This is a genomic window from Streptomyces sp. NPDC048659 (assembly GCF_040650575.1).
Lineage (GTDB): Bacteria > Actinomycetota > Actinomycetes > Streptomycetales > Streptomycetaceae > Streptomyces.
The window spans coordinates 23,138-36,002 of the sequence record NZ_JBEZHM010000070.1; the positions used below are offsets into that span (position 1 = coordinate 23,138).

The following is a 12,865-nucleotide window of genomic DNA, read 5'->3' on the forward strand; positions in this document are numbered from 1 at the left end:
GACGGTCCGCGCCGCGGAACCGGGGCGCGGGACGAACGACGGAGGGGATTCCATGCGCTTACGCGTGACGCACCCGGCCCGGACCGCCGCCGTGGCCGCGACCGCCCTGCTGACCCTGTCCCTGGGGACGCTGCCGGCCCAGGCGACCGACACCGGAGCCGCCCGGACCCCGGCGGCGGGCCGCCACACACCGGCCCTGGACCGGGAGGCCCTGCGCGCCTCGCTCGACGCCTTCCGCGACGCCGGGATGTACGGGGCGTTCACCTCGGTCCGGGCCGGCCACGAGAAGTGGCGGGGCGCCACGGGCGTCGCCGACACGGCCACCGGGCGCCCGATGGGCCCGGGCTTCGAGCAGCGGATCGGCAGCATCAGCAAGACCTTCACGGCCGTGGCGGTGCTCCAGCAGGTGGAGCGCGGCCGGATCGACCTGGACGCGCCCGTCGGGCGCTACCTCCCGGGGCTCGTCACCGGCGAGCGCGGCGAGAAGGTGACCGTCCGGATGCTGCTGAACCACACCAGCGGCATCGCCGACTACATCCTGCCCGCCTTCCCCGGCATCGTGGACGACCCGGGCGCGGCGCTCGACCGCAACCGGCTGCGGCACATCGAGCCCGAGGAGCTGGCCCGGCTCGGCCTCGCCGCCGCGCCGGTGCAGGAGCGCGGGAGGTTCAGCTACTCCAACACCAACTACATCCTGGCCGGGCTGGTCCTGGAGAAGGCCACCGGACAGGACGCCGAGGCGTACATCACCCGCCACGTGATCCGCCCGGCGGGCCTGCGCCACACGTACTACCCGTCCTCGCCGTCCCTCAAGGGCCCGCACCCGCGGATGTACGAGTCGTTCTACGGCTACATCGACCCGCCGCGCGACTACAGCACGTACGACATGTCGTGGGCGGGCACGGCGGGCGCGATGGTGTCCACCACCGACGACCTCAACACCTTCTACCGGAAGCTGCTCGGCGGCGAACTGCTGCGCCCGGCCTCGCTGCGGGAGATGAAGACGACGGTCCCGGGCTACGAGACGCCGCCGGGCGAGGAGCCCCTGATGCGCTACGGCCTCGGGATCTACACGCTGATGATGCCGAGCGGAGGCTGGTACTGGGGCCACGACGGCGGCGTGTTCGGCGCGGGCACCTGGTCGCTGTCCACCGAGGACGGCCGCCGCCAGGTCTCCCTGGCGTACAACTACATGAAGTGGCAGCGCTTCGACGACCAGGGGCAGCAGCTCCCGGACCCGATCACCCCGGCCATGTACGCGTACGTCGACGGCGCCCTGAGCGGCGCCCCGGCCTCGGCGGGACTGCGGAGCGCCGCCCCGGTGACGCTGCCGCCGCTCGTGGGCGGCCTGCCGGTGCGCTGACGGGCCGCTAACGGCCGGCCCGGGCCGCGCGGCGGATCGTGGCGTCCACCAGGGCGAGCGCGTCCGCCGCGGTGCGGCCCGGGGCCCGGTTCCAGGGCCCGATGAGCCCGGTCCAGCCGCGCGAGCGCAGCTCTTCGAGCATCCACGCCCCCGCCTCGTTCATGGTGGGGGCGCTGCCGTGGCCGAGCCGGTGCGCGGCGAGCATGGCGCCGCAGACGCACCGCGCGCCCCGGACGTCGCGCAGCCGGTACGGGGTGTTCTGCCAGCCCCACTCCGTCAGGACCCGGCGGGCGTGGGCGAGATGGACGGAGGGCCGTACGTCGGGGCTGCCGATCCGCCGCCAGACGTGCAGCCGGTCGGGCAGGACCGCGCCGAACCGGCCGGGGAGCGGGCGCTCGGCGGGCGGGGCGGGCGGCAGGGCGTCGAGGGCCTGCGCGACGAGCCGGTCCACGGGCACGGAGAGCAGCCGCCGCCAGTCGGTGTCCTCCTCGCGTACCGGCGGGGCCTCGGACCAGCGGGCCACGATCTCCCGCCAGGCGGCGGTCTCCAGGACGGCGGCGGCTTCCCGGTCCACTTCATCGACGACACTCTGCACGGGCGAGCTCCATTCGTACGGATACTCATATGAATGTCGGCTTTGTCCGCCACGAACTTGAGCGAGTGCCGGAAACCCACCCGCACCACCCCCACCAGGACGTACGGTCTTGGCCGAAAACCCATGGCACGAAGGAGCGCACGCGCATGAAGATCGCCGTACTCGGCACCGGAGATGTGGGCCGGCAGCTCGCGGGCAAGCTGGTCGCCCTCGGTCACCAGGTGACGCTGGGCTCCAGGTCCGCGGACCACCCGGGCGCCACGGCCTGGGCCGCCGAACACGACGCGGCGCACGGCACGTTCGCCTCGGCGGCGGCCGGCGCCGAGCTGGTCGTGAACGCCACCGGTGGCCTGGTCTCGCTGGCGGCCCTGGAGGCGGCGGGCGCGGAGAACCTGGCGGGCAAGGTCCTCGTCGACGTGTCGAACCCGCTGGACTTCTCGGCGGGCTTCCCGCCCTCGGTGGTCACCCCGGACGGCGGCAGCCTGGCCGAGCAGATCCAGCGCGCCTTCCCGGCGGCCCGCGTGGTGAAGACCCTCAACACCATGACGAACACGGTGATGGTGGACCCCGCCCGGGTCCCCGGCGACCACGTCGTCTTCGTGTGCGGCGACGACGCGGAGGCCAAGGCGACGGTCACCGCCCTGCTGGCCTCGTTCGGCTGGCTGGAGCCCCGGATCGTGGACCTCGGCGACCTGTCGGGCGCCCGGGGCACCGAGCTCCTCCTGCCGCTCTGGCTGCGTCTCATGGGCACCCTGGGCACCGGGGACTTCAACTTCGGGATCCTGCGGGGCTGACCGCTCAGGCCCGCAGCACCCCGCCCGAGCTGCCGGTCAGGTGCTCGGGGGTGAGCAGTTCGGCCAGCCGCTCGGGCGGGAGCAGCCCCTTCTCCAGGGTGAGCTCCACGACCGAGCGGCCGGTGGCCAGCGCCTCCTGGGCCAGGGTGGTGGCGGCGGTGTACCCCAGGTGCGGATTGAGCGCGGTGACGAGCCCGATCGAGTTCTCGACACCGGCCCGCAGCGCCTCGGCGTTGGCGGTGATCCCGGTGACGCACCGCTCGGCCAGCGTGAGGCAGGCGGCCCGGAGCGAGGTCATGCTCTTGGACAGGGCGTGGAAGATGACCGGCTCGAAGGCGTTGAGCTGGAGCTGCCCGCCCTCGGCGGCCATGGTGATGGTCATGTCGTTGCCGATCACCTCGAAGGCGACCTGGTTGACGACCTCGGGGATCACCGGGTTGACCTTGCCGGGCATGATGCTGGACCCGGCCTGCACCGCCGGCAGGTTGATCTCGCCGAATCCCGCGCGCGGCCCCGACGACAGCAGCCGCAGGTCGTTGCAGGTCTTGGAGAGCTTCACGGCGATCCGCTTGAGCACCCCGGAGAGCTGCACGAAGGCGCCGCAGTCCTGGGTGGCCTCGACCAGGTTCGCCGAGGTCACCAGCGGCAGCCCGGTGAGCTCCGCGAGGTGCCGCCGGGCGGTCTCGGCGTAGCCGGGCGCGGCGTTGAGCCCGGTCCCGATGGCCGTGGCGCCCAGGTTGATCTCGTGGATCAGCTCGATGGCCTCGGCGAGCCGCGCCCGGTCCTCCTCCAGCATCACCGCGTACGTGGAGAACTCCTGGCCCAGCGTCATGGGCACCGCGTCCTGGAGCTGGGTGCGCCCCATCTTGACGACGCCGCCGAACTCGACGGCCTTCTCGGCGAAGGCGTCCTGGAGCACGGCCATGGCCCGCAGCAGCTCGCGCCCGGCGCCGATGGCGGCGATCCGGATGGCGGTCGGATACACGTCGTTGGTCGACTGCCCCAGATTGACGTCCTCGTTGGGGTGCAGGAACGCGTACGCCCCCTTGGGATGCCCCATCAGCTCAAGCCCGCGATTGGCGACGACCTCGTTGGCGTTCATGTTGGTGGAGGTACCGGCACCACCCTGGACGACATCGACGACGAACTGGTCGTGCAGGGCCCCGCCCCGGATCTCCCGGCAGGCGGCCACGATGGCGCGGGCCTTCTCCCCCGCAAGCAGCCCGAGCTCCTCATTGGCAAGAGCGGCGGCCTCCTTGACACCCGCCAAGGCCGAGACGAGCTGCGGATACACGGAGATGGGAATCCCGGTGATGGCAAAGTTCTCACGGGCACGCAGCGTATGAACCCCCCAGTAGACATCGCCGGGAACCCCCCGCTCCCCCAACAGATCACGCTCAACCCGAACAGCCGACACAGAGGGCACAGCAAATCCTCACTCAGAGGGACGGACGAAGAACCGACGAAAGGGGCCGGGGCCGGAGGGTGGGGGTGTCCGGACGTGGCGGCGCCCGCAGCGAGCGAAGCGAAGCGAAGGTCGCAGTCCGGACACCCCCACCCTCCGGCCCCGGCCCCGCACCACGCACACACCGGCAACGGCCCACGGCCGAGAACCAACCGCCCACCACCCCCGGCAGGAACTCAGTGCGCGGCGGCCAACGAGGACTCGGCCCGCACGGGCCCGTCGAGCAGCGACCGCAGCAACGCGACCCGCCGCTCCCCCGGACCCACGTCCGCGAGCAGCGCGGCGAGCAGCGCGATCCGCGCCTGCCCCGGCCGCAGCGTCCCGGCGAGCACGGCACCGGCGGCGGCCAGGTCGACGGCGCCGCCGCCCGTGTAGACCTCGGCGACGGGCCCGGAGGCGACGCGCGTGGACAGCACGACGAGCACCCCCTGGGACACGGCGTCGCCGACGGCCGCGGCTATCTCGGGGGTGGCGTTCCCGGCGCCGGTGCCGACGAGGACGATCCCGCGAGCCCCGGCGGCGACGGCGGCGTTCAGGAGCAGCGGGTCGCCGTCCGAGTGGTGCATGACGATGTCGACGCGGGGCGGCGTGTCGAGGGCGCCGGGCACCGGCAGCGGCGCCGGCCGCACGGGCTCGCGCTCGATGTCGACCTGGCCGAAGCCGAGCCGCCCCACCCGCTCACCGGAGGGGTCGGCGAACGGGTCGGAGGCGAGGGTCTTGGTCTTGACGGTGCCGCGTGCCGCGTGGACGAGCCCGTCGAAGACGACGAGGACGCCGAGCCCGCGCACGGTGGCGGCGACCTGGAGGGCGTCGTACAGGTTCCCGGGGCCGTCCCCGTCCCCCGTGCCGAAGGGCCGCTGGGCGCCGGTGAAGACGACGGGCCGCGGGTCGGAGTGGTGCAGGTCCAGGAAGAAGGCCGACTCCTCCAGGGTGTCGGTGCCGTGGGTGACGACGATGCCGTCGACGCCGGGGTCGGCGAGCGTCTCGTGGACCGCGCGCAGCAGGATGAGCTGGCGCTCGGTGGTCATCCGGGAGCTGTTGACGTTGAAGAGGTCGAGGACCTCGACGTCGACGGCGTCGGGGACGGCCGCGGTGGCGACGACGTCGTCACCGGAGGCGTCGGCGGCATAGCCGGCGCCGGTCCAGCGGCTGGCGATGGTGCCGCCGGTGCTGATCACCACGATGCGGCGCGGCCTGGCGTCGCGCGTCCACTTCATGCCCTTACGCCCCTTTCCCAGAGAGTACGCCGCAACGATAGGTCAATCGACACGCAAGACGATTGCGATTTCTCCCCGGAATCATGAACTCCGTGGCGGATAATTGCTCCATGGACCGAATCGATCTCCAGATCTTGCGCGAACTCCAGGAAGACGGCCGGCTGAGCAACCAGGAGCTCGCCCAGCGGATCGGCCTGAGCCCCTCCCCCTGCATGCGCCGGGTGCGGCAGCTGGAGCAGGACGGCGTGATCCAGGGCTACCGGGCGGTCATCGACCCGGCGGCGGTGGGCCGGAGCTTCGAGGTGCTGGTCTCGGTGGAGGTGAAGCGGGACCGGGAGACGGTCGAGGCGTTCGAGGAGGCCCTTCAGGACATCCCGGACGTGATCGAGGCGTACCGCCTCTTCGGCAGCCCCGGCTGCCTGCTGCGGATCGCGGTCGCGGACCTGGCGGCGTACGAGCGCCTGTGGATCGAGCGGCTGACGACGCTGGCGGGGGTGACCGAGGTGAACTCGCAGATCATCATGAAGCGGGTCAAGGAGCCCAAGGGCCTCCCGGTGGACCGCTGAGCACACCGCCGAGCACAACCGCCGAACACGCCGCCGAACGCGCCCCCGATCACCCCGACTTCTTCACGGAGCAAGGCGTTCCACAGGCGGTATCTGGTCATGTACGGTTCAACCGCTCGTGGCGTGGAGGTCCGGTCCCCGACTTTCTACGCGCGCAGAGTGGGCACCCGCACCGCCTTTCCGCCACATCGCCCCTTCCCCCCACGGAGGTCTGACGGATGTTCGGACTCACGAGGTCCCCCCGCGGCTTCGCGACGCTCACCGCCTTCGGCACCCTCGTCGCCACGACGGCGCTCGCGCTCGGCGCGGGCGGCGGCCCGGCGGCGGCCACGACGCCCGCGACACCCGCAACACCCACGACAACCGCCGCGGCGCCGGCCGCCGCCACCGCGCCCCTGCGCGTACTGTTCGACAACTCCAAGGCGGAGACCGCCGGGAACGCCGACTGGATCATCGGCACCGGCCAGCCCGACCCGCTCACCCAGAACGCCGCGCCCGCCGTCGAGAAGGACTGGACGGGAGCCCTCTCGGCCTGGGGCGTGGCGCTCCAGCGGACCGGCCGCTACAACCTCAAGACCCTGCCGAACGGCGGCACCATCACCTACGGCACCGCCGCCGCCACCGACCTGCGGAACTTCGACACCTTCGTGCTGCCCGAGCCGAACGTCCGCCTGAGCGCGAGCGAGAAGACCGCGGTCATGACGTTCGTCCGGAACGGCGGCGGCCTGTTCCTGATCTCCGACCACGCGAACGCCGACCGCAACAACGACGGCTGGGACGCGCTGGAGATCATCAACGACCTGATGGCCGACAACGGCGTGGACGACACCGACCCGTTCGGCTTCACGCTCGACACGAGCACGGTGCAGACGGACAACCCGCGCGCGATCGCCGACGCCGCGGACCCCGTCCTCAACGGCTCCTTCGGCAAGGTGACCGGCAGCATCATCCGCAGCGGCACCACGGCCACCCTCAAGCCCGCGGACAACCCCTCCGTCAAGGGCCTCGTCTACCGCACCGGTTACTCCGGCACCAAGGGCGCGTTCTTCGCGACCAGCACTTTCGGCAGCGGGCGGGTCGCCGTCTGGGGCGACAGCTCGCCGATCGACGACGGCACCGGACAGCCCGGGAACACGCTGTACGACGGCTGGCACGACCCCGCGGGCACCAACGCGGCGCTCGCCCTCAACGCCACCGACTGGCTCTCGAAGGCGACAGCACAGACCGCGCGCTGACCGCGGACCCCCACACCGAGCGAGCACCCACCCCACGGCACACCCGCACCACAGGCGCGCCCGCACCACGGCACACCCGCACCACAGGCGCGCCCGATCCCAGGACGCTCCGAGCCCCACCACCCGCCCCGAGAGAGGACCCCCATGTCCGTTGCGCAGTCGCCGATAGGCAGATGGAAGGTGTGGGCCGCGCTGTCCACCGCCCTCGTCGGCCTCACCCTCCCCACGCTCGCCGCGACGCCCGCGAGCGCGACCACGACGGCGTACGACAGCACGTACTACAAGAACGCCGTCGGCAAGACCGGCACGAGCCTCAAGTCCTCGCTGCACACGATCATCAGCAGCCAGTCGAAGATCTCGTACGACGCGGTCTGGAACGCGCTGAAGGTCGCGGACCAGGACCCGAACAACAGCGCCAACGTGCTCCTGCTCTACAGCGGCACCTCCCGCAGCAAGACCCTCAACGGCGGAAACGTCGGCAACTGGAACCGCGAGCACGTGTGGGCGCAGTCGCACGGCGACTTCGGCACCGCGGCCGGTCCGGGCACCGACCTGCACCATCTGCGCGCGGCGGACGTCCAGGTCAACAGCATCCGCGGCAACAAGGACTTCGACAACGGCGGCAGCGCGGTCAGCGGGGCGCCGGGCAGCTACACGGACAGCAACTCCTTCGAGCCGCGCGACGCCGACAAGGGCGACGTGGCCCGCATGATCCTCTACATGGCCGTGCGGTACGAGGGCGGCGACTCCTGGCCGGACCTGGAGCCCAACGACTCGACGACGAACGGCAGCGTGCCCTTCATGGGCCGCCTCTCGGTCCTGAAGCAGTGGAACGAGCAGGACCCGCCGAGCGCGTTCGAGGAGCGGCGCAACGACGTCATCTACAACAGCTACCAGGGCAACCGGAACCCGTTCATCGACCACCCGGAGTGGGTCGAGGCGATCTGGTAGCCGGCGGCGCGACGCCGGGCCCCGCGCGGGGCCCGGCGCGTTCCGTCCGCTCACGCGTCCACCCGGCCCGCCCGCCCGCCGCTTGGACGTTCCGCCGAGACGGCGGCGCGTCCATGATCGGAACGGCGCATTGCCCCGCCGGGCACGGTCGGCCTGGAATGCCTGGGTAACCGGCACCGAAGGAAGCACATGACCTCCCTGCTCGACGGGTGTACGCCCTGGCCCGAGGAATACGTCGACCACTACTGGGCCGCCGGGCACTGGCGGGGCACCACCCTCGACAGCCTGCTGCGCGGCTGGGCGCTGGACCACGGCCCGCGCACCGCGCTCGTGCACGGCGACACCCGCGTCACGTACGCGGCGCTGAACCGGCGCGCGGACCGGATGGCCGCCGGGCTGCGGCTGCGGGGGCTGCGGAGCGGGCAGCGGGTGATCGTCCAGCTCCCGAACGTCCCCGAACTCGTCACCACCCTCTTCGCGCTGCTGCGCGCGGGGCTGGTCCCGGTGCTCTGCCCGCCGGAGCACCGCGGCCCGGAGGTGTCCGAGCTGGTCCGGCTGACCCAGGCGGTGGGGTACGTGGGCCCGGCGACGCACGCGGGCTTCGACCACACGGCGATGGTCGCGGAGATCGCCGCCCGGGGTCCCTTCCTGCGGCGCGTGTTCACCTACGAGCCGCCGGGGACCGCGTCCGAGTTCGGCGGCGGGCTGACCACCGACCCGGCGGGCTGCCACTACAGCCCGCTGGCCTCCCTGGACGCCCCGCCCGAGCCGGCCCTCGCGCAGAGCGCAGGACAGGTGGCCCTGCTACTGCCCGCCGGGGCACCGGGCGGAGGGCTGGTCCCGCGCACCCACGACGACTACGCGTACCAGGCGCGGGCGGCGGGCGAGGCGACGTCGCTGACGCGGGACGACGTGTACCTGGCGGCCCTGCCCGCCGGCTCGAACACCGTCCTCGGCTGCCCCGGCATCCTGGGCACCCTCACGGCGGGCGGCACCGTCGTCCTGGCGGACGGCCCTGACCCGGCCACGTGCCTGCCGCTCATCGCGCGCGAGCGGGTCACCGTCACGACGGTGACGACGCCGGTGGCGGAGTCCTGGCTGGCGTACCCCGGGGGGACGGACACCGCCACCCTGCGCCTGCTCCAGCTGACGGGCACCCCGCCGAGCCCCGGGACGGCCGGGCGCGCGGGACGGGCCTTCGGCTGCCGCGTCCAGCAGCTCTTCGCCCTGCCCGAGGGCGTCGTCCTGCTCACCCGCCCCGAGGACCCGGCCGAGGCGACCCCGGCCACCCACGGCCGCCCGCTCTCTCCCGACGACCGGATCCGCGTCGTGGACGCCTCCGGCGCCGACGTCCCCGACGGCACCACGGGCCGCCTCCTGGCCCGCGGCCCGTACACCCCCCGAGGCCACTACCGCGCCACCGCAGCGGACACCTTCACCCCCGACGGCTACCTCCGCACCCCGTACCTGGCCCACCGCACCCCGACCGGCACCCTGGTGGTCACGGGCCCGGCCCCGCACACACCGGACAGCACCTCGTAGGGCGCGTCTCCGCCCCCTTCACACGTCCGGCGCCCCGTGGTGGCGGCGGGAGGGGGCGGCTCGGAGGATGGGGAGGGTCCGTTCCGTCTGTGAGGAGGCGGCCGATGGCCTCGCCCGCGTACCGTTACGACGACCTCAGCGCGCTCTACGTCAACTGCACGCTCAAGCGCTCCCCCGAGGTCAGCAACACCGAGGGCCTCATCGAGCGCAGCCGCGAGGTGATGGCCGCTCAGGGGGTGACGACCTCGCTGGTGCGGGCGGTCGATCACGACATCGCCACCGGTGTGTGGCCCGACATGACCGAGCACGGGTGGGCGTCCGACGCCTGGCCGGGGCTGTACGAGCAGGTCATGGCGGCCGACATCCTGGTGCTGTGCGGGCCGATCTGGCTCGGGGACAACAGTTCCGTGATGAAGCGGGTCGTCGAGCGCCTCTACGGCTGCTCCGGGCTGCTCAACAGCGCGGGCCAGTACGCCTACTACGGGCGCGTCGGCGGCTGCCTGATCACCGGCAACGAGGACGGCGTCAAGCACTGCGCGATGAACGTGCTCTACAGCCTCCAGCACCTCGGCTACGTGATCCCGCCGCAGGCCGACGCGGGCTGGATCGGCGAGGCCGGGCCGGGCCCCTCGTATCTGGATCCCGGCTCGGGCGGGCCGGAGAACGACTTCACCAACCGCAACACCACGTTCATGGCCTGGAACCTCATGCACCTGGCCGCCCTCCTCAAGCGCGGCGGCGGCATCCCCGCCCACGGCAACCAGCGCACCGCCTGGGACGCCGGCTGCCGACCCGACTTCGCCAACCCCGAGCACCGCTGAGGCCGCCTCCCTCCCACCCCCCTTCGACCGACCCTGACCCCGTTTCACCTGCCCCGTTCCCAGCCGGTTTTGGATTGCCGGACGATCATCCATACGATCCTGCGATGATCACGAGAAAACGGCTGGCGACCGGGGCCTGCGGCGCGCTGCTCGCCGCTCTGGCCGTCGGACTCCTCCCGACGAGCGCCGCCGCCGACGACGGCCCCGCGGCGGACACCCCCAAGGAATCCCCCAAGGTCGAGCTGGTGCTCGACGTCAGCGGCTCGATGCGGGCCCGCGACATCGACGGACAGTCCCGCATGGCCGCCGCCAAGCAGGCGTTCAACGAGGTCCTGGACGCCGTCCCCGAGGAGGTCCGGCTCGGCATCCGCACCCTCGGCGCCGACTACCCGGGCAACGACCGCCAGCGCGGCTGCAAGGACACCCGGCAGCTCTACCCGGTCGGCCCGCTGGACCGCACCGAGGCCAAGACCGCGGTCGCCACGCTCGCCCCCACCGGGTGGACGCCCATCGGTCCCGCGCTGCTGGGCGCCGCCGAGGACCTCAAGGGCGGCGAGGCCACCAAGCGGATCGTGCTCATCACCGACGGCGAGGACACCTGCGCCCCGCTCGACCCGTGCGTCGTCGCCCGGGACATCGCGGCCAAGGGCATCCACCTCGTCATCGACACCCTGGGCCTGGTCCCCGACGTCAAGACCCGCCGCCAGCTGATGTGCATCGCCGAGGCCACCGGCGGCACCTACACCTCCGTGCACCGCACCGAGGAACTGTCCGGACGCGTCCGCCAGTTGGTCGACCGCGCCGCCGACCCGGTCGTCACGCCGGTCGCCACGGCGGGCGCCGAGCGCTGCGCCGACGCCCCGACCCTCAAGCCGGGCCTCTACACCGACCGCCAGGTCATCGGCCGGCACCGCTGGTACCGCGTGGACGTCCTCCCGGGCCAGGAGCTGCGCGCCTCGGTGAGCGTCTCCGCCGACCGGGCCGTGAACAACGACTACGGGGTGCTCCTGCGGGCCGTCACCACGCACGGGCGGGAGATCGTCCGGGGCGCCGAGGCGGGCGACGGGCGCACCGACGTGATCTCGACCGGCCTGCGCTACCCGAAGGCCGACCTGGACGAGGGCTTCGGCGACGGCGACGCCAAGCCGGCCGCCGAGGTCGTCTGCCTCCAGGTCAGCAACTCCTTCTCCGCTCCCCCGTCGGTGAAGACCACCCCGGGCATGCCGGTCGAGCTGGCCGTCGACGTGGTCGACGGCCCCTCCTCGGCGTCCGACGTGGCCTCCTTCGGCCTCGGCCGCGGCTGGTGGCTGCTCGGCGCGCTCGCGCTCGCCGGCTTCCTCGGCGGTCTGCTCTGGGGCTGGCTGTCCCGTTGGCGCCTCGCGGTCTGGAGGACCCACTGATGCCGCTCACCCCGCGCTCCCTCGGCCGCGTGACGGCGGGCCTCGCGCTCGCCGCCGCCGCCCTGCTGGGCCCGGCCGCCGCCACCGGCTCGGCCGACTCGGCGACGCCCACCCCGTCGCCCACCGCCTCTGGCGCGCAGGCCGCGCCCACCGAGGCCGGCACGTCCTTCCGTACCGCCGCCTTCTTCCGGCAGGGCCAGGAGGCCACGGCGCAGGCGTCCACGGGTGACTACCTGTACTGGACCTTCCCCGCCGACGCCGGCCAGCGGCCGACCGTCGCGGCGACGGTCACGCTGCCCGACGCGGCCCTGCGGCACGGCGGCTCCGCGTGGCGGATCGACGTGTACGACGGGCTGCGCAGGCACCAGTCGTGCATGTACGGGATGCAGAACCGGCTCGCCGCCAAGGACACGGCGACCGTACGCCTGGAGTGCGTGCTGCGCCCGGTCCGGGCCGCCGCCGACACCTGGTCGAACGACCCGCTGCCCGGCAGCTACTTCGTCCGGCTGACCGTGACGGGGCTGCCCGAGGAGGACCTGGGCCAGCCGTTCTCGGCGAAGCTGACGGCGACCTCGCTCGACAAGGGCGGCGCGTACGCCACGGACGGCTCCCTCGCCGTGCCGCTGGTGCCGGGCGCGAGCACGCCGGGCACGGTCGAGGCCCGCGCGCCCGAGGACGGCTGGTCCTCGGGCTGGTGGTCGGACCGCTGGATCTGGACCGCGGCGGGCGGCGTGCTGGCCGCGCTCGCCGGGATCGGCGGCTATGTGCTGACCCGCGGCTCGGGCCGCCCGGGACACGTCCCGCCGACGGCCTGACACCATCCTGCGGGGCGGCGCTGCGCGAGCGCGGGCGCCGGATCGTCGACGCGCTGTACATGCTGCCGGTGGCCGTGCCCTCGGTGGTCGTCGGACTCGCG

11 protein-coding genes and 2 pseudogenes are annotated in these 12,865 nt (G+C 73.1%); 10 read left to right on the forward strand and 3 right to left on the reverse strand.

Annotation, left to right across the window (positions count from 1 at the left end):
- Nucleotides 1-52 precede the first annotated feature (52 nt).
- Entirely contained in the window at nucleotides 53-1,363 is a 1,311-nt protein-coding gene (locus AB0C99_RS34430; RefSeq protein WP_362483594.1) for a serine hydrolase domain-containing protein, read from the forward strand.
- A gap of 7 nt (nucleotides 1,364-1,370) precedes the next feature.
- Here AB0C99_RS34430 and AB0C99_RS34435 read toward each other — a convergent pair whose 3' ends face one another.
- The gene (locus tag AB0C99_RS34435) at nucleotides 1,371-1,958 is read right to left on the reverse strand and encodes a hypothetical protein (RefSeq protein ID WP_362483595.1); all 588 of its coding nucleotides are present in this window, start codon (nucleotides 1,956-1,958) and stop codon (nucleotides 1,371-1,373) included.
- Nucleotides 1,959-2,104: 146 nt separating this feature from the next.
- On the opposite strand from AB0C99_RS34435, the gene AB0C99_RS34440 reads away from it, so the two are divergent.
- Nucleotides 2,105-2,752: an NAD(P)-binding domain-containing protein gene (locus AB0C99_RS34440; RefSeq protein WP_362483597.1), complete on the forward strand. Its 648-nt coding sequence runs from the start codon at nucleotides 2,105-2,107 to the stop codon at nucleotides 2,750-2,752.
- A gap of 4 nt (nucleotides 2,753-2,756) precedes the next feature.
- On the opposite strand, the gene AB0C99_RS34445 is transcribed toward AB0C99_RS34440, so the two are convergent.
- Both AB0C99_RS34445 and AB0C99_RS34450 read right to left on the reverse strand, forming a co-directional pair.
- On the reverse strand, nucleotides 2,757-4,178 hold the full coding sequence (locus AB0C99_RS34445; RefSeq protein WP_362483599.1) for an aspartate ammonia-lyase: 1,422 nt from the start codon (nucleotides 4,176-4,178) through the stop codon (nucleotides 2,757-2,759).
- A gap of 215 nt (nucleotides 4,179-4,393) precedes the next feature.
- On the reverse strand, nucleotides 4,394-5,434 hold the full coding sequence (locus AB0C99_RS34450) for an asparaginase (RefSeq protein ID WP_362483600.1): 1,041 nt from the start codon (nucleotides 5,432-5,434) through the stop codon (nucleotides 4,394-4,396).
- 110 nt (nucleotides 5,435-5,544) lie between these two features.
- On the opposite strand from AB0C99_RS34450, the gene AB0C99_RS34455 reads away from it, so the two are divergent.
- The 8 genes and pseudogenes from AB0C99_RS34455 to AB0C99_RS34490 form a co-directional block, all read left to right on the forward strand.
- Nucleotides 5,545-6,000, forward strand: a complete 456-nt coding sequence (locus AB0C99_RS34455; RefSeq protein ID WP_046905802.1) for an Lrp/AsnC family transcriptional regulator — start codon at nucleotides 5,545-5,547, stop codon at nucleotides 5,998-6,000.
- A 218-nt stretch (nucleotides 6,001-6,218) separates the two neighbouring features.
- Nucleotides 6,219-7,217, forward strand: a pseudogene (locus AB0C99_RS34460) (hydrolase); the annotation flags it as partial.
- A 162-nt stretch (nucleotides 7,218-7,379) separates the two neighbouring features.
- Complete coding sequence (locus tag AB0C99_RS34465; RefSeq protein ID WP_362483601.1) at nucleotides 7,380-8,186, forward strand: endonuclease; 807 nt, start codon at nucleotides 7,380-7,382, stop codon at nucleotides 8,184-8,186.
- A gap of 189 nt (nucleotides 8,187-8,375) precedes the next feature.
- Nucleotides 8,376-9,728 (forward strand): AMP-binding protein, encoded by a 1,353-nt coding sequence (locus tag AB0C99_RS34470; protein WP_362483603.1) that lies wholly within the window; start codon nucleotides 8,376-8,378, stop codon nucleotides 9,726-9,728.
- Between the two features lie 104 nt (nucleotides 9,729-9,832).
- Complete coding sequence (locus AB0C99_RS34475; protein ID WP_362483605.1) at nucleotides 9,833-10,549, forward strand: flavodoxin family protein; 717 nt, start codon at nucleotides 9,833-9,835, stop codon at nucleotides 10,547-10,549.
- Nucleotides 10,550-10,653: 104 nt separating this feature from the next.
- Nucleotides 10,654-11,949 carry a VWA domain-containing protein gene (locus tag AB0C99_RS34480; protein WP_362483607.1) on the forward strand — a complete coding sequence of 432 codons (1,296 nt, stop codon included), beginning with the start codon at nucleotides 10,654-10,656 and terminating at the stop codon, nucleotides 11,947-11,949.
- On the forward strand, nucleotides 11,949-12,764 hold the full coding sequence (locus tag AB0C99_RS34485) for a hypothetical protein (protein ID WP_362483608.1): 816 nt from the start codon (nucleotides 11,949-11,951) through the stop codon (nucleotides 12,762-12,764). The genes AB0C99_RS34480 and AB0C99_RS34485 overlap by 1 nt, the downstream gene beginning before the upstream one ends.
- A 14-nt stretch (nucleotides 12,765-12,778) precedes the next feature.
- Nucleotides 12,779-12,865, forward strand: a pseudogene (locus tag AB0C99_RS34490) (ABC transporter permease); the annotation flags it as partial.